General features: G+C 29.4%; 24 protein-coding genes. 1 reads left to right on the forward strand and 23 read right to left on the reverse strand.

Annotation, left to right across the window (positions count from 1 at the left end):
* Positions 1-34 precede the first annotated feature (34 nt).
* The 21 genes from D1817_01255 to D1817_01355 form a co-directional block, all read right to left on the reverse strand.
* On the reverse strand, positions 35-469 hold the full coding sequence (locus D1817_01255) for a dUTP diphosphatase (protein ID AXT18540.1): 435 nt from the start codon (positions 467-469) through the stop codon (positions 35-37).
* 2 nt (positions 470-471) lie between these two features.
* Positions 472-1,932, reverse strand: coding sequence for a polysaccharide biosynthesis protein (locus D1817_01260; GenBank protein AXT18541.1), 1,461 nt, complete (start codon positions 1,930-1,932; stop codon positions 472-474).
* Positions 1,933-1,967: 35 nt separating this feature from the next.
* On the reverse strand, positions 1,968-2,480 hold the full coding sequence (locus D1817_01265; protein AXT18542.1) for a hypothetical protein: 513 nt from the start codon (positions 2,478-2,480) through the stop codon (positions 1,968-1,970).
* Between the two features lie 102 nt (positions 2,481-2,582).
* The gene (locus D1817_01270; GenBank protein AXT18543.1) at positions 2,583-3,137 is read right to left on the reverse strand and encodes a hypothetical protein; all 555 of its coding nucleotides are present in this window, start codon (positions 3,135-3,137) and stop codon (positions 2,583-2,585) included.
* On the reverse strand, positions 3,134-3,625 hold the full coding sequence (locus D1817_01275; protein ID AXT18544.1) for an RNA polymerase sigma factor: 492 nt from the start codon (positions 3,623-3,625) through the stop codon (positions 3,134-3,136). Before D1817_01275 ends, D1817_01270 begins: the two co-directional genes overlap by 4 nt.
* A gap of 4 nt (positions 3,626-3,629) precedes the next feature.
* Entirely contained in the window at positions 3,630-4,478 is an 849-nt protein-coding gene (locus D1817_01280; protein AXT21198.1) for an alpha/beta hydrolase, read from the reverse strand.
* A gap of 160 nt (positions 4,479-4,638) precedes the next feature.
* The gene (gene atpG / locus D1817_01285; GenBank protein ID AXT18545.1) at positions 4,639-5,499 is read right to left on the reverse strand and encodes an ATP synthase F1 subunit gamma; all 861 of its coding nucleotides are present in this window, start codon (positions 5,497-5,499) and stop codon (positions 4,639-4,641) included.
* A gap of 115 nt (positions 5,500-5,614) precedes the next feature.
* Entirely contained in the window at positions 5,615-7,195 is a 1,581-nt protein-coding gene (locus tag D1817_01290; GenBank protein AXT18546.1) for a F0F1 ATP synthase subunit alpha, read from the reverse strand.
* A gap of 7 nt (positions 7,196-7,202) precedes the next feature.
* A complete protein-coding gene (gene atpH, locus D1817_01295; protein ID AXT18547.1) occupies positions 7,203-7,739 on the reverse strand; it encodes an ATP synthase F1 subunit delta in 537 nt (178 codons plus the stop codon).
* Positions 7,740-7,745: 6 nt separating this feature from the next.
* Positions 7,746-8,246, reverse strand: a complete 501-nt coding sequence (locus D1817_01300; GenBank protein AXT18548.1) for a F0F1 ATP synthase subunit B — start codon at positions 8,244-8,246, stop codon at positions 7,746-7,748.
* 80 nt (positions 8,247-8,326) lie between these two features.
* Positions 8,327-8,551 carry an ATP synthase F0 subunit C gene (gene atpE, locus D1817_01305; protein ID AXT18549.1) on the reverse strand — a complete coding sequence of 75 codons (225 nt, stop codon included), beginning with the start codon at positions 8,549-8,551 and terminating at the stop codon, positions 8,327-8,329.
* Positions 8,552-8,589: 38 nt separating this feature from the next.
* Complete coding sequence (atpB, locus tag D1817_01310) at positions 8,590-9,708, reverse strand: ATP synthase F0 subunit A (protein AXT18550.1); 1,119 nt, start codon at positions 9,706-9,708, stop codon at positions 8,590-8,592.
* Between the two features lie 80 nt (positions 9,709-9,788).
* A complete protein-coding gene (locus tag D1817_01315; protein AXT18551.1) occupies positions 9,789-10,196 on the reverse strand; it encodes a hypothetical protein in 408 nt (135 codons plus the stop codon).
* Positions 10,193-10,420: an AtpZ/AtpI family protein gene (locus D1817_01320; GenBank protein ID AXT18552.1), complete on the reverse strand. Its 228-nt coding sequence runs from the start codon at positions 10,418-10,420 to the stop codon at positions 10,193-10,195. The genes D1817_01315 and D1817_01320 overlap by 4 nt, the downstream gene beginning before the upstream one ends.
* Positions 10,380-10,796: a polymer-forming cytoskeletal protein gene (locus D1817_01325; protein AXT18553.1), complete on the reverse strand. Its 417-nt coding sequence runs from the start codon at positions 10,794-10,796 to the stop codon at positions 10,380-10,382. The genes D1817_01320 and D1817_01325 overlap by 41 nt, the downstream gene beginning before the upstream one ends.
* Positions 10,797-10,808: 12 nt before the next feature.
* The gene (locus D1817_01330; protein ID AXT21199.1) at positions 10,809-13,397 is read right to left on the reverse strand and encodes a hypothetical protein; all 2,589 of its coding nucleotides are present in this window, start codon (positions 13,395-13,397) and stop codon (positions 10,809-10,811) included.
* A 104-nt stretch (positions 13,398-13,501) separates the two neighbouring features.
* Positions 13,502-14,209 (reverse strand): ABC transporter ATP-binding protein, encoded by a 708-nt coding sequence (locus D1817_01335; GenBank protein AXT18554.1) that lies wholly within the window; start codon positions 14,207-14,209, stop codon positions 13,502-13,504.
* Positions 14,210-14,242: 33 nt separating this feature from the next.
* Positions 14,243-15,715 (reverse strand): hypothetical protein, encoded by a 1,473-nt coding sequence (locus D1817_01340; protein ID AXT18555.1) that lies wholly within the window; start codon positions 15,713-15,715, stop codon positions 14,243-14,245.
* 50 nt (positions 15,716-15,765) lie between these two features.
* On the reverse strand, positions 15,766-16,464 hold the full coding sequence (locus D1817_01345; protein ID AXT18556.1) for a hypothetical protein: 699 nt from the start codon (positions 16,462-16,464) through the stop codon (positions 15,766-15,768).
* Positions 16,465-17,142 (reverse strand): hypothetical protein, encoded by a 678-nt coding sequence (locus D1817_01350; protein ID AXT18557.1) that lies wholly within the window; start codon positions 17,140-17,142, stop codon positions 16,465-16,467.
* On the reverse strand, positions 17,142-17,480 hold the full coding sequence (locus D1817_01355) for a PadR family transcriptional regulator (protein ID AXT18558.1): 339 nt from the start codon (positions 17,478-17,480) through the stop codon (positions 17,142-17,144). Before D1817_01355 ends, D1817_01350 begins: the two co-directional genes overlap by 1 nt.
* 112 nt (positions 17,481-17,592) lie before the next feature.
* Here D1817_01355 and D1817_01360 point away from each other — a divergent pair, with 112 nt between their 5' ends.
* Positions 17,593-18,648 carry a flavodoxin reductase gene (locus tag D1817_01360; protein AXT18559.1) on the forward strand — a complete coding sequence of 352 codons (1,056 nt, stop codon included), beginning with the start codon at positions 17,593-17,595 and terminating at the stop codon, positions 18,646-18,648.
* Here the strand turns inward: D1817_01360 and D1817_01365 are convergent.
* Complete coding sequence (locus D1817_01365; GenBank protein ID AXT21200.1) at positions 18,645-19,637, reverse strand: glycosyltransferase family 9 protein; 993 nt, start codon at positions 19,635-19,637, stop codon at positions 18,645-18,647. The genes D1817_01360 and D1817_01365 overlap by 4 nt on opposite strands.
* Before the next feature lie 83 nt (positions 19,638-19,720).
* Complete coding sequence (locus tag D1817_01370) at positions 19,721-20,329, reverse strand: DUF4254 domain-containing protein (GenBank protein AXT18560.1); 609 nt, start codon at positions 20,327-20,329, stop codon at positions 19,721-19,723.
* Positions 20,330-20,336: the final 7 nt, after the last annotated feature.

Raw genomic sequence — 20,336 nt, forward strand, 5'->3', positions numbered from 1 at the left:
GCATGTATTTCTCTTAAACTATTTTTAACGTATTTTATTTTGTTCCTGTACTCCCAAAACCAGCCTCTCCTCTAAATGTTTCAGAAAGCTCATCAACTTCAATCCATTCGGCTCGCTCATGTTTAGCAATTATTAACTGTGCTATACGTTCTCCATTTTCAATTGTAAAGGTTTTATTAGATAAGTTTACAAGAATTACACCAATCTCTCCTCTATAATCGGCATCTATAGTTCCTGGCGAATTTAAAACAGTAATTCCTTTTTTAGCTGCCAAACCACTACGAGGCCTTACTTGTGCTTCAAAACCAATTGGTAATTCTATAAATAAACCAGTTTTTACAATAGTGCGTTCTAAAGGCTGTAATGTAATAGATTCATTAATATAAGCTCTTAAGTCCATTCCCGCTGAAGCTTCAGTTTCGTAATGAGGTAATTTGTGATTGGACTTGTTAATGATTTTTATGGTCATAATTAACTTCTAAGTATTTGCTTTAATTCTTTAATTTCAAAGCTGTAAATAATTCCCAAAAATACAATTAACATTGGTATACCTATAATGTAATCCCCTCTAAATTTATAAAAGGATATTATTGAAAACCCTATTGATAGTATAAGGTATAATCCTATTTTTTTAAGATTATATGGGATTGGGTAATACTTTTTGCCAAAATAATAGGATGCTATCATCATACATCCATACGCTGATAATGTTGCTATTGCTGACCCTCTATAGCTTATAATTGGAATAAGCCAAAAATTTAATGCCAATGTAATAATCGCGCCAAATACAGAAATATAAGCGCCAAATTTTGTGCGGTCTGTAATTTTATACCATACAGATAAATTGTGATAAATCCCTAAACAGAAATTAGCTATTAAAATAATTGGTACAACCCACATGGCTTCCCAATAAGCTTCACTTCTTATAATAATAGGCTTTAATACATCTACGAAAATGACAACAGCTAAAAGAATTACAGAGCCAAAAATGACAAAATATTCTAAAATACGAGCATAATTTTTTTGAGGATTTTCACTTTTCGAATGGCTAAAAAAATAAGGTTCTATTCCCAAACGATATGCTGTAGCAAACAATGTCATAAATAGTGCTAACTTATAACAGGCAGAATATACACCAATCTCATTTTTTGAAATATCCTTAGGTAATAAATAGTCTAATAATATACGGTCAAACGTTTCATTAATTGAAAATGCAACTCCCGCAATTAATACCGGAATGCCATAACGCATCATTTTTTTCCACAATAACTTGTCAAACTTTAATTGAATCTTTATATAAAATGGAAGCATTAATAATAATGTAATGCCACTAGCAATAAGATTTGCTATAAAAATGTAATTAATTTCAAAATTGGATTTGTAAATACTATTAAATATTGAATCGCCATTGGCCAAATGCTTTAACGCTAAAAGGAAAAATAAATTTAATCCTAAATTAATTACCACATTAGCAATTTTTATAATGGCATAACGCATAGGTTTTTCTACAGCACGTAACCACGCAAACGGAATAATAACCAATGCATCTAATAATAATATCCATATAACCAGATGAATATATTTGACATCGATATTAATAAAACTTGCAATTTGTTCTTGAAAAAATAATGCTAATGCAAAAAAGCTGAAAGAGCTTATAATCAAAGATATTGAAGCTGTTCCTATGACTTTGTTTTTGTCTTTTTCTTTATGAAAAAAACGAAAAAAAGCAGTTTCCATACCATAAGCTATAATCACATTAAAAATAACGAAGTATGTAAATACAAGTGTTACTTCACCATACGCCTCTGTTGAGGATAAAACCCCTTCTGTCGTATATAAAGGCACTAATAAAAAGCTGAGCATTCTAGGTAAGACCGTGGCTAAACCATAAATAAATGTTTGTTTAAATAACGTTTTAAGAGCGCTCAAATGACAGGTTTAGTCTATATACGTTAAAACCTTAATTAAAGATTTTTATTGATCTTTATTTCTCCTTGAGGTTTGGCACTAGGATATGCTTCTGTTTCTCTTTGGATAACATTATCAATTTTAAAATATTTAGTTTTATTACCGTCCTTATAGCTTACCACACATTGATTATCTTCTAAAGCAAAAGGAATTTTTTCTTCTTTAGATTTTGATGTTTTTATATTTGATTCCTGATTTAAAGAAATTTCTTTAGGCTGGTTAACATTGCTTTTAAAACGACCTATATATAATCCATCTTTAATCTCCAAATTAGCCATTTTACCTCTAAAGTAAACTTTTTCAAACTTTATAGATGTATCTGTTGTTGGAATAAAAATATTTGTTCCAGCTCCTCCTCCTTCAACACCAGCTACCCAATCTTGGCAATATACTTCCCCTAAATTAACTGGTGCTTGTGCTTGTAATTCTTTTACGCTTGAACATTGTGAAAAACTAGCCATAACTATTGCCATTAAAATATATTTTAAACCATTCTTTACTATCTTCATCGTATTTGTTTTTTGTTTATAAAGATAAATAAACAATAATTATTCCATAAAAAAAAGCCTTACTAAAAAGTAAGGCTTTATATAATCATTATTAAAACACATTTAGTTGTACAATTCCTTTAATACTAATAATTCCTTTAATATTTGCTTTCTAATAAAAAAACTTAAAATTATTAAGATTATTAGTCCTGAAATTTTAATGTAATTATAAAAACCTATTGAGAGTGCTTCTTTAAAAAAAGGCAATAATAATATAAAGCCTATTATATACATTAAGATTAATATAGGTGTTAAGATATAATGTATTTTGACTCGTTTTTTATAGTAATCAATCATTTTATGCCTAAACATCGTTGAATCTATAGTTATATCAAGTTGTTTTAGTAATTTAATACTAAATCGTTCTACACATATTCTTATTATTAAAGCACCTATCATTAACAATAAAGCTATACTCACTAAAGTATTATTATAAGCAGTAATGTAAAAAAAGAAAATGCATAATACGACTATCGTTGTTCCCAAAACAATATTGGTAATTCTTTGCTTATTTTTTACAAAAACTACTTTTTCAATAATTTGCTTAAGTCCATTTTTTGGAACTTCTATTTTTGGTTGACTATCCCATTGGGATTTTAAATCTTTAAAAGCTGTCATTTTTTAACGCATTTAGTTAATTGATTTTTTATTCTATGGATTCTCACTCTAATTGCTTCGTGACCAAGCCCCATAACCTCTGATATTTCTTTTTGAGGTACTCCTTCTAATTCTAATAAAATAATAGCTTTATTGTCTTTATTTAAACTATTAATGCATTCGTAAAGTTGTTTTAATTTTAAATATTTGTCTTCTGTTTGAGGAAATTCATCAATAGCTTTTAAATTATCTATTTTATTTGAAGTGTTTATCTCCTTCTCATTTCTAAGATAGATTAGACAAGTATTCACCGTAATTCTATAGATCCAAGTTGATACATTTGATTCTTCTCTAAATGAACTTAAATTTTTCCATACTTTAATAAAAACTTCTTGAGTTAGATCTTTAGCTAACATTATATCTCCATTACTATAACCAAGACATAAACGATTTACTTTATTATAATTATTCTTATATATTTTATCAAAATTGGATTCTAAATCTTCCATAAGATTATTCGAGTTCAGTTTTAATTATATTTAATAACCATTTTGGTTGATCATACATAATAAAATGAGCAGATGCTTTTGCATATTTAATAGTATATGCTTTTAAGTTCTTATATTGTTCTGTGTATGTTTTTTTAACAGTTTCTTCTCCATAAGGATGAGTGGCTGCTAAAATTGTAACAGGTATTTTTATTTTTGAAATGTCTGTTCTTAAATCTAACTTAAGTAAATCTGTATAACCATATACATAAGTTTCTCTATCTGATTTTAATATCCAATCTTTTATTTGCGCATGTTTTTCCTTATTTAAGGCCATTCCTTGAGACATTAATGTAGCCATTTTTTCAAAACCTTCAGCATCCATTTCTAATAATTGTTTATTATACGGATTATCATAAACCATATCTTCACTTTTAAAATTAGGAATCATTAATGCTCCAGCCGAAGGTAAAGCGTCTACTACAATAACTTTTTTAAATTCATTATTATTTATAGCGAGCCATAAACCTAAAGTTCCTCCCAGGCTATGGCCAATTAAAGTAGCATTTTCTAATTTTTTTTCAGAAATGTAGTTTATTATACTTTCTTTAATTTTTGGAAGCCATGGTTTTTTTATTGGTTTTACACCTCCAAATCCAGCAAAAGTAAAAATGTGGCATGTATTTGTTTTTGATAGTTCTTTTACTGCCTCGCTCCATACGTCTCCTGTACAAGTAAATCCTGGGAATAATAAAACAGGTTCCCCTTTACCAATAACTCTAACTTCAAATCCTTTTTCTTGTGCATTAAGTGTAATTATTGTATTGCTAAAAAGAATTATAAGTAATACAAGCGTTTTTTTAATTGTTTTCATTGTATCCATTTTAATTTGATTTTCCCTTTAGATACAAAATCAAAAAAATGTTACATTAGATTAACAAAAACAAAAAAGCCTTACTAAAAAGTAAGGCTTTATATTATTATGAGATTGCTATAATTAGCAAGAATTAATTATTTAAATAATTTGATTTCGTCTAATTGTTTAACGCTTCTGCACCACCAACAATCTCTAAAATTTCATTAGTAATTGCTGCTTGTCGTGCTTTATTATACGTTAATTTAAGTTGATCTCTTAATTCTGTTGCATTATCTGTTGCTTTATGCATTGCTGTCATACGTGCGCCATGTTCGCTAGCAAAAGAATCTCTAATAGCTTTATATAATTGTGTTTTTAATGACTTAGGAATTAATTGCTCAACAATTTCAACTTTTGATGGTTCAAAAATATAATCCAGATTTGTATTTGAAGCATCTTCAACAGGAACAATTGGTAAAAACTGTTCTGTCATTACAATTTGAGTTGCAGCATTTTTAAATTTGTTATAAACGATTTCGATTTTATCAAAATCTCCTTCAACAAATTTATCCATTAGCATTTGAGCAATTTCAGCAACATTTTCAAAAGTTAAATCATCAAATACTTCACTTTTATTTGCAATAATTTTATCGAATTTAGAAAACGCATCATTAGCCTTTTTACCTATCGCAATTACAGAAGTATTTTTTCCTGCATAGGCATCATTAATTAAAGTATTAGTTTGCTTAATGATGTTAGAATTAAATGCTCCACATAAACCTCTGTTAGAAGTAATTGCAACTATAAGCACATTATTCACTTCTCTCTGAGTAGAAAATTTACTTCCAGTATCTGCATCTAAAGTTGCACTTAGGCTTTGTAAAAGTTCTGTTAACTTATCTGCGTATGGACGCATTGCCGTAATAGCATCTTGTGCTTTCTTTAACTTTGCAGCAGATACCATTTTCATAGCACTGGTAATCTGCATTGTTGAAGATACTGATGATATTCTGTTACGTATTTCTTTTAAGTTTGCCATTCTTTTATTGTATTCGAATGTTATTCAAAAGACTCTTCGCCAAGATTTTCTTGGTGCCTACAACACAAAATATATTTTATGTTTTGGCAATGCTCAGAGTGACATTAATTTATAATTAAGCTCTATACTTTCCTGAAAGGTCATTACATACATTTAATAATGTATCTGTAACTTCATCAGTTAATTTACCTGCTTTTAAAGTATCTAAAACATCTCTGTGCTTAGCATTTAAGAATTCGATAAAATCTCTTTCAAATTCCTTTATTTTATCTACAGGAACATCTTTTAATAAATTTTTAGATCCAGCATAAATAATTGCAACTTGATCTTCTACAGTAAACGGGTCGTTTTGAGCTTGTTTTAAAATCTCAACATTACGCTTTCCTTTTTCAATTACATTTAAAGTAACTGCATCTAAATCAGAACCAAATTTCGCGAATGCTTCTAATTCACGGAATTGTGCTTGATCTAATTTTAAAGTACCAGATACTTTTTTCATTGATTTAATCTGTGCATTACCTCCAACACGAGATACAGAAATACCTACGTTAATAGCTGGACGTACACCAGAATTAAATAAATCTCCATCTAAGAAAATCTGTCCATCTGTAATAGAGATCACATTGGTTGGGATATATGCAGATACATCTCCTGCTTGTGTTTCAATAATTGGTAATGCTGTTAAAGATCCACCTCCTTTTACGATTGGCTTTAATGATTCTGGTAAATCATTCATCTCTTTAGCAATAGCGTCATTATTAATTACTTTTGCAGAACGTTCTAATAAACGAGAGTGTAAGTAAAATACATCTCCAGGGTATGCTTCACGTCCTGGTGGGCGACGTAATAATAAAGATACTTCACGATAAGCAACTGCTTGTTTTGATAAATCATCAAATACAATTAAAGCTGGTCTACCAGTATCTCTAAAATATTCTCCAATAGATGCTCCGGTCATCGGTGCATAAACTTGCATTGCAGCAGGGTCTGATGCATTTGCAGCTACTATTGTAGTATAAGCTAAAGCTCCTTTTTCTTCTAAAGTTTTAGCAATATTTGCTACTGTTGAAGCTTTTTGTCCAACAGCAACATATATACAGTATACAGGGTTTCCTGCATCGTAAAATTCTTTTTGATTTAAGATTGCATCTATACAAACTGTTGTTTTACCAGTTTGACGGTCACCAATTACCAATTCACGTTGCCCTCTACCTACAGGGATCATTGCATCGATAGATTTGATACCAGTTTGTAATGGTTCGGTTACTGGCTCACGATAAATAACTCCAGGAGCTTTACGCTCTAAAGGCATTTCGTAAGTTTCTCCAGAGATAGGACCCTTACCGTCAATAGGATTTCCTAAAGTATCAACTACACGACCAACAATACCTTCTCCTACTTTAATAGAAGCGATACGAGATGTACGTTTTACTGTAGAACCTTCTTTTACTCCTTTTGAACCTCCTAATAATACAATACCTACGTTATCTTCTTCAAGATTAAGTACAATACCTTCTAGTCCTCCTTCGAATTCTACTAATTCACCATATTGTGCATTAGCTAATCCATAAGCACGTACAATACCATCTCCTACAGTTAATACTGTTCCTACTTCGTCTAATGAAGCTGATGCTTCAAATCCTGCAAGTTGTTGTTTTAAGATTGCTGATATCTCAGCTGGTTTTACTTCTGCCATCTTATTTTTAATTTAATGTAAATTCTCTTTTAAGTTTGTTAAGTTTATTAGAAACACTAGCATCGTATTGCTGATCTCCAATCCTTAAAATGAAACCACCCAAAATGTTTTCATTTACTATATTTTTTAGCGTTACAGATTTACTTGAAAGCTCTTTTACTTTTCCTAACACTTTAATTTCTAAATCATCCGTCATCGGAATAGCTGTTGTTACTAACGCCACTTCTTTGCCATTCAATTCATCAAATAACACACTATATTTTGATGTAATATCCCCTAAAATATTTAGTCTTTTATTTGACACTAATACATCAAACAATCCAGTACTAATTGTATTTAAGTTAGGGAAAATAGACAATAATGCTGTTTTTTTTGTCTCTGATTTAATAACAGCACTATTAAGCATTTCGCTTACATCTGTATTCTCAGAGATAGTATTCGTGATTAACCTCATATCATTATTTACAGCATCTGCTGTATTTTGATCTGAAGCTAAACTTAATACCGCTTTTGCGTAACGTATTGCTGCTCTTGTTCCTGCCATTATAATTTAGTTTAATGTTGCTTCACCTAACATAGATTCAACCAATTTTACTTGTTTATCTTTGTTAGATAATTCTTCACGAACTACTTTTTCTGCAATTTCTATAGATAGGTTAGCTACTTGACCTTTTAATTCAGCAATAGCAGCTTTCTTTTCTGTTTGAATAGTCTCTTGTGCTTGAGTTATTAATTTACCTGCTGCTACTTTTGCTTCTTCTTTAGCATCCTCAATCATTTTATTTTTGATATCACGTGCTTCTTTAAGCATTGATTCACGTTCAGCACGAGCTTCCTTTAATAACTTTTGATTATCAGCTTGAAGGTTTTCCATTTCTAATTTTGCTGCTGCTGCTGCATCTAGCGCTCCTTGAATGTTCTCTTCGCGATCATTTAAAGCTTTTAGAATAGGTTTCCAAGCAAACTTAATCATTAAGCCAATAAGCAAAACAAAAAGAATTGTCTGCTTTACAAATAGATCCAGTGAAAAATTTTCTAATAATTGTTCCATGTATGTAAATCTTAATAAATATTTAATTTAATTATCATTTTCCTGCAACCAACCGTTACAGGAAAATGAAGTTTTAAGGATTACTTTCCTAAGAAAATAGCTGCAAATGCAAGCCCTTCCAAAAGTGCTGCAATAATAATCATCGCAGTTTGAATTTTGTTAGTTGCTTCCGGTTGACGAGCGATTCCTTCCATAGCACCTCTACCAATTTGACCTAAACCTATACCAGCACCGATTACTATTAAACCAGCACCAACTAGGTTAGGAACTAATGAAGTTGCTTCTTGAACAATTGCTAAAGACATAATATTAAATATATATAGTTAAAAAATAAAATTAAATATTAATGATGCTCTGGCTCTTCTACAGCCATACCAATAAACAGTGCTGATAGCATTGTAAAGATATATGCTTGAAGAAATGCTACAAGCACCTCAATAAGGGTAATAAAAAATGATAATAATAGTGATAATGCTGTTGATCCAAAAACAGTCATATCTTTTTGTAATGTAATTGCAATAGATATTAAACTCATTACAACAATATGACCTGCTGTTATGTTTGCAAATAAACGTACAGCTAATGAAAATGGTTTGATAATAAGTGTTCCTGCTAATTCTATAATAGCTAATACAGGTCTTAATATAACTGGCACGCCTGGCATCCATAATTGGTGACTCCAGAAATGTTTATTACTATTCGCGATGTAAACAACAAAGGTTAATATTGCTAATGCAGCTGTTACTGCTAATTGTCCTGTAACATTAAACCCAAATGGCATAAGACCCAATAAGTTTGAGATCCAAATAAAGAAAAATACAGTTAATAAGTATCCTGTGAATTTCCTGTATTTAGGGCCAATATTTGGTTTTGCTATTTCGTCTCTTACATATAATACTAAAGGTTCTAATACTCTACCAAAACCTTTCGGGACAGCATTCTTTTTATATTGACGTCCTAACTTAGAGAACCATAAAAGCATTAATAAGCCTATTAATAAGATTCCAAAAACACTTTTTGTAATTGATAAATCTATAGGAGTAGAAGCATTTGTAGGATGGTGTGCTTCATCAAAATTAACTCCTGTTGCCTCTGCATTAAGCTCGTATATTTTTCCGTGTAATCTCACAAAACGACTATTGCCCTTTTCAACAACATACTTACCTTCATCATCGTGATGGAAACTTGATGACATAAATGCACTCAAACCATTCTCTCCCCAAAGAATTACAGGGAGTGGAAAACCAATCTGATGTTCTTTTCCATTAGAAAAATATGAGAATAAATGAAAATCATGAGAATCTTTAACGTGATGAGGAATAAACTCATCTATCTCTGATTGAGTATTTACAGGATTTCCGTGACCATCTTGCACATCCTTTTTGTCTTCTTTAGCAAAAGCTGTAAATGATATAAAAAAAATAAGACTTAAAGTCGTAATTGTTTTTGATATTACCTTCATTCCTTTATAAATATATCGTCCAAATAACGATGTCTAAAATTCGGTGCAAATATATATATTATTTTTTGACTAAAAACACCTTATTCTGCATTTTTTAAAGGGGTTGAATAATTTAATAATTTACTAACAAAAAACACCTCCAAAACAAGCATTAGTATCATAGGAATCAATAAGTTAAGTGTCTCTTTTTTCATAAAAGAAGCTTCAATAAAAATATGCTTACTAAAAACGATACAAAAGAGTAAGATCTTAAGAGCTACACTTACCAAATATAAAAACCCCAATTGATCTTTAAATTTCTCTGTACGAGATAGTAATGAAAAGTTAGCGCATAATAATAATGAAAACCCACCAAAAAATATGTAAACGTATTTTAAAGAAATGGGAGATTCACTAGCTAATTGTGAAAGTGCTATTGTATGCAAATAATATCCTATGAGTGATAGTAATGCAAAACTTATGAAATATACGCCTAATTGTTTTATCATTTATTATTAAATTTATTTACACGATAAACAATCATAAACATTGCAGAGAAAACTGCCACAAGAGTTATTGTTTCTTCTAGAAAAGAAGTTCGAAGTTTTTTATCCATCCAAGAGCCTAGAATATTGCCTAAAAAAATAACTAACCCCATTTGTAGGCCAATACCAGAGAAAATTACCCAATTTTTAAGCTGTCCCTGTTCTTTCTTGGGGTTTTGATCCGCCATTATTAAGTTCTTTTACAGCGCCTTTCATATTACAGGTAGCATTAAATGTTGCTCCTGGCTCTACAGCCAATTTAGAAACTTCAACCTCACCTTCAAGAAAAGCAGATGCTTTTAAAGTTAATGTTCCTGATAGTTTTAATTTTCCTGAAAAACGTCCTTCAAAATCTGCGTTAGTTCCATCGATCGTCCCGTTTATAGAACCTGATTTACCAACAACTATTTTACCAGGGGTTTTTATACTTCCTTGTACATTTCCGTCTATTCTAAACCCACCCTGACTTGTAATATCTCCAACAATTACTGTATCTGGAGCTATTCTGTTTTGTTGTGTGGTCGTATCCATTGCATTTTTTCCTTTCTTATTATCTGAATACATTGTTTTTTAATTTTAATTACTATTTAATTTTAAATAATCTTCCAAATTTTTATGAATCTGAATAATCTCATAGTTTTTTGAAGATAGTTCAAAATATTCTTTATTAATTAACTCTTCAAATCCATCTATCTTTTCTTCTCTGTTCTCTTGATTTACTTTTAAGAAATCTGAAAAACCTGAAGCTCCTTGTATGCTATTAAAGCCATGAACAACTACAAAAATAGTATTATTATTATAAATGTCTTTTGAAGTTGTTAGCTCGAAATGTTTTACAGTACTTATTGCTTCATTTAATATTTTTATAAACTTATCTATCTCTTCTGAAGAAGTGTCTTTAAATTGATAAATTGCTTTAAAGTTTTTGGCTACATTATCTGGAAAAAACTCTTTATTTTCCATCGATGGAAAAACAGTTTTAAGCATATTCTCAGCACGCTTGCCTTCATCGCTATTAGGGTAATTAAGCGCTATAAAATTAACTGCTTCTTTATAAGTTTCAAATCCAAAGATTCTTGCCCTTGAAACTGCTTTTAAAAACTCAAACTTAGGAACTATAGCCTCTCCATCAAACAGGGATATAAATTTATCGCTTTGTGCTATTACTTCTTCATACTCTTGATTTTCAAACTGAGTATATAATTTTTTATAATTATTTTCAGGACTATTTTCATCTTCTCCTAAAGCACTATTTGGGTTTAATAAAATAGATGCGTATCTGGATTCTGGATGAGTGTTTATAATATCGTTTTTAGCAATCCTAGCTTCATCTTGTAAGTTTAAAAGTTCATAAACCTTATACAGATTATATTTTGCAGGAAGTATTAATCGTTCTTCTGGATTACTTTTCAATAAAAACTGCAATCTATTTTTTGCTAAATTATACTCTTTAAACTTCTCTTTGTAAATAAGCCCTAGTTGATAATAAGCAAAATTTCGATCTCTTGCAATACTATCAATTATTGTTTTTTTTGTGGGAATTCTAGAAATATAAAATTGCGGATCATAGCGTTCTTCATCACTAATATTAGCAATATCTATATTTAAATTAGGATCATTATTTAACACATTTCCAGAAGCATTAGAAAACCTCCAATTATCTTGTAATTGACGATCTCCCCATTTCTGAACAAAATCATTTTTGCCAAATGCTACTGTTGCTTGATTATAAAAATAAAACTCACCACTATTTGTGGAGCTATTTCCTTGAGGGTTTAATCCTAGATTATTTTTTGAATCTATTATACCTAAAGTTCCATTATTTCGATTTGCAATTTCTTCTTTTTCCTTTAACGCTTCAGCTTGCTCCCTTAAATTATTTGTATACGTAGTAAAATACGATAATTGTTCTGCCTTAGGGAGGTTTACAATTGTTAAAATGCTATCATTCCTTTGTGCGATATCTTCATAAAGAATAACATCGTCTAAATTATCTCTTTTCTTTTTAATAGCTCTATATACTTTACTATTCTCTTTTAGGTTTACCAAAGTGCTATCATAATATGCTCCTGCTGTTTTAAATTGAGTTCTGTCAAATATCATGTTACCAATAAATTCATAGTTTTTTGCAACTAATAATTTATCTGAAGAATTTGTACGCAATGATTTATTATAATAAATTTCTGCTAATGTATCTGATTCGTTGGTTTGGTGATAGCTTGCAATCTGATGATAAATTTTATCTAAAAAAGGCCTGTTCTCCCTATTCTCTTCAAGCTTTGTTAGATGCTCTAAAAACTCTAGTTTATTTCCATTTTCATAATCAAAGTTTTTAGCTTTTTCAAGATATGCTGTAATTAAATAAATTCTTGAGGTTTTTCTATTAAGCTCTATAACTTTATCAAACGCATAATTAGCACTGTCTTTTTTTCCTAAAGCATTATAAAGTTGACCTTGTATAAAACGGTATCGCCCTTTTTCAATATTGTTTTTAGTTACCGTAGCCGCAATATCTATTTGAATTAAAGCACTATCTATATGCTTTTGATTAAGATATGCTTGAGCTAAATTTGAAGTAGCATCAGCTAAATCTTGGGGTTTTAATTCTTCTTGATCTAATAATCGTTTTAAATTTTCGATTGCCAATTCGTTGTTATCTAATCTAATATTAGCTTTTTCTCTCCAAATTTTAGCAGTATTAATTTTATCGCTTGCTGGATATTTATAAAGAATTTGATTAAAAGCAGCTAATGCAGGGATGAAACGTTGATCAAAATATCTTGCTTTCCCTAAAAGTAGATATGCTTCGTCTATTTGAGGGTTTTTCTCTCTTCCATCAATCGTCATCGAATGTTTTTGAATCGCTTTTGTTGCTTTTTCTTCTGCGCGTTCAAAATTACTGTTTTGTGCTTCATTAGAAAGCACAATATCATCTGTAATTTCTAAGCGTTCGACAGGAAGGATTTCCCAAAAGTTATCTGAAAAATCGTTGGTAATACTTGCAATACCTTCATTAAAAGCATTCTGCCCATTATAAAGAGTATTAAATTCTGTAGTAACAGCGTGAAAATTACGACTTACAAAATTATCTTTCTTTCTAGAGCATCCCACTATTAAAAATGAGGAGAATAATGCTATATATATTACTTTTATAGATATCTTCAATATTGACATATTTGGTCTAATACATAACTATAAACCATAGTTAATATTATGCTAAAACGTAAAAATAAGCATCTTTTCGAATTTACCTATAAAATAATCCTGTTTTACAATACAACTTCGCCAGAAAAATGGCTTTCTAGATCTTTAAGTGTTTCTTCACTTGTTGCTAAATCTTTAATAATTTCTCCTTTTTCTAACACTACAATACGCTCACAAACATCTGTAACGTGCATTAAATCATGGCTAGATACTAAAACTGTTACGCCTTGCTTTTCAGCTAAGTTTTTAATAATCTGTTTTAATCTAATCTGAGTTGTTGGATCTAAATTAGCAAAAGGTTCATCCAAAATAATAACTTCTGGGTTGCCAATAAGTGCTGCAACTATTCCTGCTTTCTTCTGATTTCCTTTACTTAAATCTCTTAAATATTTCTTTTTACCAAGAATTTCATCGTGAAAGAAATCTTCAAATTGTGCTAACAAGGCATCTACATCTGCTTTATTTTGGCCTCTTAATTCACCAATAAAATAAAAATATTCTTCAGCCGTTAAATAGCCTATTAAAAAACTCTCGTCAATAAAAGATGATGTAAATGGTTTCCAATCTTCACTTTCATGGACTAAAATATCTTTATTTTTTATATGCCCAGACGTTGGTTGTATTAAATCTAAAAGTAAGCTAAAAAATGTCGTTTTTCCTGCGCCGTTATTTCCTACTAAGCCAAAACTCTGTCCTTTAGGAATTTCTAAATCTTCTATATTTAAAACTTGTACTTTTTTATATGCTTTCGAGAGATTACTAACTGTTATCATAATATATATTTGTAGTATTTGGTTGGGTTGATATTATTTTTTTTCTGCAAAAGCAGCAATTGTTTTATATTTTCCTTTTTGATAAATGGCTTCTATTTTATTTAAGAAAAAGTTTTTAAATACAATTCCCAAGACACCACTTAAAGCTAATGCAATTAGACCAGCATCAAAGTTTATTAATTTATAAGGGATATAAAAAAGCCCCATTGGAAGCAAGAATTTTGGTAATGCAATTAGCAATTGTGTTGGGTTAAATCCATTTGTATTGCTAAACGCTTTTGCTTTAGCATTTAACTCAATTGGCACTCTATTTAATGCACCTCCAAACAAGGTAATAAAAGTATTTAGTCCTATATTAAATAATGCTCCAGCTGCTATCATTAAATAAATATCCCATCCAAAATATAAATAAGGTAAACTAAGTATAAAAGATATTGATACAGCAACAACCATTAAATACCATTTAGATTCTAAATATTGCCTGTAAGGTATATTTTGACTCATTAACATTTTATAATATTCACTATCCCAAGATGGCACTAATTGCCCAAAGCTCATTAAAAAGCCTCCTGTAACAAACATAGATGCAAATGCTAGAAAAGCAGGCATTTCCCTATAAATTTCTTGAGTATAAAAAATCAAGCCATAGAATAAAAATAAGAAAGACATCATCATAACCTGTTTTGGCCTTGCATTTCTCCATATCATTTTTATATCATTTTTTAAAAACGGAGCTAAACTTCCAAAACGATTCATCCATGATAAATCTGTTGCGTTTACTTCTTTTACTTTTTTAGAAACACTTTCATCTAAATAAAATCCTTTTCTAATAAAATTAAAATTTACTCGATATAAAAACAACATCAAAAATATTGGAATAATTATTAAATAAGGTTGATTATATAATGCATTAAACGCAACTCCTATTGGCTCCGAAATTTTAAAAATTCCATAAAACTCTAATCCTATTAAAGCTATTAAAGTCGCTGTTATTGTATAAAATACAACGTTATTTTTATTAATTAAGAAATTAAGAAGGTTTGTTGATAGTGTTAAAAATACGATCGAAAAAAACCAAAAAATCACATTCAATGGTGAATAACCTTGAAATAATAATACCACACTAAAAGGAGTAAATATAAATAAGGGAATAAAATTAAAAAATGAGATTGCAGTTTTCCCTAATAGATAATGAATAACCGTATTTCGTTTTATAGGAATAATCATTAATGGTTTAATATTCATTACAGGCAATTGTTGCATAAAAAACCTAATAATCAAGTCTAACAAAAACCAGAAAATCAAAAAATTATTTACTATAACAATTGGGTCTGTATCTGGAAGCGCTTTTTTAATTAGGAAAAACATTCCAGCTCCTAAAAAAAGTGCTGCACCTCCAAAATATACAGCTGCTAGTACTAAAAGAATTTTAATGGCTATCCCTTTTTGAAAATATGAAGCTCTTAAAAATTGCTTCCATTCTAAACTAATAAATTGTTTAAACATATTGTGATTGGCTATATTGTTTTTAATTAGTGATTATTATATTAAAATTGTTACACTCTTTTTAAAAAAAGATATTCTGATTGCTCTTTTGCTAGTTTTTCTTGAAGGTTTGGACTTATTATTTTTACCGCTATAAATAACGCAATTAATAAAAAAGCTATTACTACAGAAAATATTAAAATATAAGGTGTAGTCCAACTATTATCAATAAAAGTAATTAGAATTTGTAATACAAGATTAAAAACATGAACAAGTCCTCCAAATCGAATCAAAATCGAATCCATTAACCATTTTTTTCCTGTTATCTGTTCACGCTTTTTCATTTTTCTATGTTCCAAATATGAATTGATTGATGGAACTGTAATTATTAATATAAGTAATGGAATAAATACGAACATTTTATTTTCAATATTATTAAACAACAAATAAATTATCCAGATTAAAAACCCTGTTAATACTAGTTTAGGTAATTTGAAAAATGAGATGAATTCTTTCCAAATTAATCTCCAATAATACTTATTTAATGCATTTGTTTTTTCACTAATCACATCCATAAAACCAAATACTCCAAATTTTTTAAAGGATTTATCTCTTGCTAGTTCAAAGCTTAAATCTGGTGTTTCTTCTAAAATAGATTCAATATCATTTGCTAAATGATCTACTAATTCTGTCTGTAAATCGTAATGCTCTACATAATGCTGTCTTGTAAAACCATAAAGATTCTCTATTTGTTGCTTAGTTAATTTCATCTAAGATGTTAATTTTTTATAAATAGTTTTGGTTTTTCGCATAGTGTGGATATGCACTTTTACACCCGCGTAAGTAAATAAGGTATTTATAATTGTCACAAAAAAGAGGATTGTTTTTTGAGTTGCCAAGGTAACTTGAAAAGCTCCCTCTGGTTGAGAAAATTGAACAACCATATTTAACATTAAAAAAGAAAAGAACACATAAAAACTACTGTACAGCAAGTTTCCTGACTTATATGCTTTCTTTAAAAAGATTAAGAAAAAATTCAATACATATATAACAGCTGGAGTAAAAAATAAAACCAAGCTTATTATCTTAAATATTGAAGTATTTAATCTTGCATAAACATACCAATAGAACAAAATTCCTAATACTGAAACTATAAGCGTATTTGTGTTTTTAAAAATATTTGCAAATTCTTTAAAATATTGTCGTCTCATGTTTTTATTAATCGCCTTTAACCTTAAAATTTGAATATCTTTTAAATAATCTCCTTCCCATCCAAGTTTTTCTATAGAAGAATCAAAAGCTGAATAAAAGTTTTTGTTAATTCCAAAGTTTTCTTCTATGTCAGAAGCAATATGATCAACCATTTCCATACGAATATCCCAATATTTTATTCCATTTTTAATGAAATAATCATCTATGAATTTTATTTCTTCTTGATTCAATTTCATTATTTTAAACCAAATTTAGGGTTAATAAATGTTTGCATTGTTTTAATATAATTCTCCAATTCGGTTAATTTATTTACTGTTTCTTCTGTTCCTTGTTCTGTAAGTTTATAGTATTTACGCAAGCGATTGTCCACTTTAGTAATTTCTACATCTAACATCCCATCAGCTTCTAATTTATGTAATGCTGGATATAGTGCTCCTTCAGTGATATTTAATTCACCTTGAGTAAGCTCTTTTACACGTTGTGTAATTTCATATCCATACATTTTATCATTCTCATTTAACAATTTTAAAATGATGGTAATTAAACTTCCTTTATACAATTTAGAATTCCCCATAACGAGTTCAAATATATACATAATATTCTTATGCATATATAATTTATGTATTATTTTTTTCATAAATACATTCTAAAAACTGTGTGCTTCCTTATTTTTGCAAAAAAAAGCGATGGTTCACTTTCATAAACTCACTATAAAAGAAATTGTTAAAGAAACTGCCAATGCAGTGACTATAAGTTTTTCAATTCCTGAACATTTAAATGAGGTTTTTACATTTAAAGCTGGTCAATACATCACAATAAAAACTATTATTAATGGAGAAGAGTTACGACGTGATTATTCTCTTTGCGTAGATGCAAAAAGCAGAGAATTTAAAGTTGCTGTAAAAGCTGTCGAGAATGGTACATTTTCAATGTATGCAAATAATGATCTTAAAATTGGAGATGTTTTAGAGGTTTCTGAACCTAATGGCAGATTTATATTTACACCAGATGATTTACAATCTAGAACAATTGTTGCATTTGCTGCTGGAAGTGGAATTACTCCAATAATGAGTATTATCAAAACTCTTTTAAAGCAAGAGCCTAGTAGTAAATTTATTTTAATTTATGGGAATAAAACTCCCAAAGACACTATTTTTTATAATGAATTATTGGCATTACAATCTCAATTTGAAAACCGATTAGATATTCATTTTGTATTTAGCCAGAGTAACATTGAAGGCTCACTATTTGGTAGAATTGAAACCTCAACAGTAAATTATATTATAAAAAACAAGTATAAAGATGTGGTTATTGATGCTTTTTATCTTTGTGGTCCAGAAGCAATGACCAAAAACGTAAACTCAATTTTAAACGAAAATGGAATAGAAAATGATGTTATTTTTTATGAGTTATTTACTACTCCCGTTTCTGATACAACAGAGAATACAACTATAAGTGAAGGAAAAACACAAATCACCATTTTGGTTGATGAAGAAGAAAGTACTTTTCTGATGTCTCAAAAAGACTCTGTATTAGATGCAGCTTTAGCACAAAAAATAGATGCACCTTATTCATGTCAAGGAGGTATTTGCAGTAGTTGTTTAGCACGTATTACAGAAGGTAAAGCTACAATGCGTCAAAATAATATCTTAACTGAGAACGAATTAGCTGAAGGGTTAGTTTTAACTTGTCAAGCACATCCAACTACTCCAACAATAATAGTTGATTATGACGATGTTTAAATTTCTATTTCTTCAGAAATAACAGATTTAATTTTTTGAATAACTATTTCTGGAGCAATACTCCTAGAAGCTTCTAAATAAGTTTTTGGATACTTGTTTCCATAAATTGATGTTGGTATTTTAGGAAATTGTTTTCGATCTGAAACTAATGCATAATCTCTTGGTTGATTATAGGGCGCAAAACCTGCATAAGGATGTGTTACTCCCCAAATAGTAATTACTTTTACACCTAGCATTGCTGCAATATGTGCATTTCCAGAATCCATTGAAAGCATTATACTTAAATTAGAAATTACATCTAATTCTTCATCTAAATTTAATTTTCCAGCAATACTTATGGTGTTTTTATATTTGCCTTCAAGTATATTTAAAAATTTTATTTCATGCTTTCCTCCCCCAAAAAGTATCACTTTATAAGTTTTAGATAATTCTGCTATAACTTGTTCCATTAAATCCAACGGATACATTTTAGCTTTGTGTGCAGCGAAAGGAGCAATTCCAACCCAATTTAAATATTCTCTACCAACTAAATCAATTATTTTATCACTCAAAGATTGAGGTTTCAAAAACTGCTGATTAGTTAAGTTTAATGAAAAGCCTAATTCTTCAAATACATCTGCATAACGTTGATGTGTTGTTTTTAGTTGATGAAATTGTTTACCAGAAATTAATAATTTCTTTTCAGATCTTCCTTTGTTTATTTGTGCAAAATTCTTTTCTGGCAAAAAGATTTTCAATATTTTACTTCGCAAAACATTATGTAAATCTGCTATTGCATCAATATTCAAGGTTTTCAATTCTTTTGATAATTTATAAAGCCCTTTTATACCTTTGTGTTTTCCTTTTACATCAATAAAATGTATATTTATTTTTTTTAAATCTCTAAAAAAAGGTGTGAAGAATTCTCGTGTTAAAACTGTCAGTTTTACTTCAGGGTATTTATTTACAAAAGCTCGTAATATAGGAATTGTCATTGCTACATCTCCCATAGCTGATAGTCGAATAACAAGTATATGTTTTATAGAGTTTGACATATTTAAGACTCTAAAACGAGTTTAGAAAACAAGAAGCACTATTTCTGAGAGCGCAGTACAGGATTAAGCTCATCATCGTTATACATCTTCATTTGCTTATAAACTTTCATATATTTATTGCCTTGGCTAATATCGTCAAGTAAATCATCTATTGCTGTACTTAAATCTACACGCTGTTCCAAAAGAATATTTAACTTATTTTGACAGGTTCCAATATGACTTGCAGAAGCATCTTTACGTTCAACTTCTTCATTCATATGGTAAATTTTTAAAGCCAAGATAGATAATCTATCTATTGCCCAAGCCGGGCTTTCAGAATTAATTTTTGCATCTGTTTTTGGAACAACATTATTATATTTCTGAAGGAAATAACTATCGATATATTCTACCATATCTGTTCTATCTTGATTAGATGCATCAATTTGACGTTTTAATGTCAATGCTGCAACTGGATCTATTTGTGGGTCTCTAATAATATCCTCATAATGCCACTGTACAGTATCTATCCAGCATTTTCTATATAAAATATGTTCTAAAAGATTTGTGTCTTTATCATAAACATTAGTAAATGGTTGATCTACTGTATTTACAATATGATATTGTTTTATTACATCTTGAAATAGTGTATTGGCTTTGTCAGCAAACATAGATTTA

This window comes from Flavobacteriaceae bacterium, from assembly GCA_003443635.1.
Classification (GTDB): domain Bacteria; phylum Bacteroidota; class Bacteroidia; order Flavobacteriales; family Flavobacteriaceae; genus AU392.

What these genes read in the sequence shown, in the direction of transcription:
- D1817_01270 (AXT18543.1), bottom strand. Translation starts at nt 3,137, where the DNA reads ATGACAGCTTTTAAAGATTTAAAATCCCAATGGGATAGTCAACCAAAA.
- D1817_01315 (AXT18551.1), bottom strand. Translation starts at nt 10,196, where the DNA reads ATGATAAAACAATTAGGCGTATATTTCATAAGTTTTGCATTACTATCA.
- D1817_01360 (AXT18559.1), top strand. Translation starts at nt 17,593, where the DNA reads ATGGTTCACTTTCATAAACTCACTATAAAAGAAATTGTTAAAGAAACT.
- D1817_01255 (AXT18540.1), bottom strand. Translation starts at nt 469, where the DNA reads ATGACCATAAAAATCATTAACAAGTCCAATCACAAATTACCTCATTAC.
- atpE (AXT18549.1), bottom strand. Translation starts at nt 8,551, where the DNA reads ATGTCTTTAGCAATTGTTCAAGAAGCAACTTCATTAGTTCCTAACCTA.
- atpH (AXT18547.1), bottom strand. Translation starts at nt 7,739, where the DNA reads ATGGCAGGAACAAGAGCAGCAATACGTTACGCAAAAGCGGTATTAAGT.
- D1817_01335 (AXT18554.1), bottom strand. Translation starts at nt 14,209, where the DNA reads ATGATAACAGTTAGTAATCTCTCGAAAGCATATAAAAAAGTACAAGTT.
- D1817_01265 (AXT18542.1), bottom strand. Translation starts at nt 2,480, where the DNA reads ATGAAGATAGTAAAGAATGGTTTAAAATATATTTTAATGGCAATAGTT.
- D1817_01365 (AXT21200.1), bottom strand. Translation starts at nt 19,637, where the DNA reads ATGGGAGATGTAGCAATGACAATTCCTATATTACGAGCTTTTGTAAAT.
- D1817_01275 (AXT18544.1), bottom strand. Translation starts at nt 3,625, where the DNA reads ATGGAAGATTTAGAATCCAATTTTGATAAAATATATAAGAATAATTAT.
- D1817_01300 (AXT18548.1), bottom strand. Translation starts at nt 8,246, where the DNA reads ATGGAACAATTATTAGAAAATTTTTCACTGGATCTATTTGTAAAGCAG.
- D1817_01325 (AXT18553.1), bottom strand. Translation starts at nt 10,796, where the DNA reads ATGTATTCAGATAATAAGAAAGGAAAAAATGCAATGGATACGACCACA.
- D1817_01320 (AXT18552.1), bottom strand. Translation starts at nt 10,420, where the DNA reads ATGGCGGATCAAAACCCCAAGAAAGAACAGGGACAGCTTAAAAATTGG.
- D1817_01290 (AXT18546.1), bottom strand. Translation starts at nt 7,195, where the DNA reads ATGGCAGAAGTAAAACCAGCTGAGATATCAGCAATCTTAAAACAACAA.
- D1817_01280 (AXT21198.1), bottom strand. Translation starts at nt 4,478, where the DNA reads ATGAAAACAATTAAAAAAACGCTTGTATTACTTATAATTCTTTTTAGC.
- D1817_01355 (AXT18558.1), bottom strand. Translation starts at nt 17,480, where the DNA reads ATGGGGAATTCTAAATTGTATAAAGGAAGTTTAATTACCATCATTTTA.
- D1817_01340 (AXT18555.1), bottom strand. Translation starts at nt 15,715, where the DNA reads ATGTTTAAACAATTTATTAGTTTAGAATGGAAGCAATTTTTAAGAGCT.
- atpB (AXT18550.1), bottom strand. Translation starts at nt 9,708, where the DNA reads ATGAAGGTAATATCAAAAACAATTACGACTTTAAGTCTTATTTTTTTT.
- D1817_01345 (AXT18556.1), bottom strand. Translation starts at nt 16,464, where the DNA reads ATGAAATTAACTAAGCAACAAATAGAGAATCTTTATGGTTTTACAAGA.
- atpG (AXT18545.1), bottom strand. Translation starts at nt 5,499, where the DNA reads ATGGCAAACTTAAAAGAAATACGTAACAGAATATCATCAGTATCTTCA.
- D1817_01370 (AXT18560.1), bottom strand. Translation starts at nt 20,329, where the DNA reads ATGTTTGCTGACAAAGCCAATACACTATTTCAAGATGTAATAAAACAA.
- D1817_01350 (AXT18557.1), bottom strand. Translation starts at nt 17,142, where the DNA reads ATGAAATTGAATCAAGAAGAAATAAAATTCATAGATGATTATTTCATT.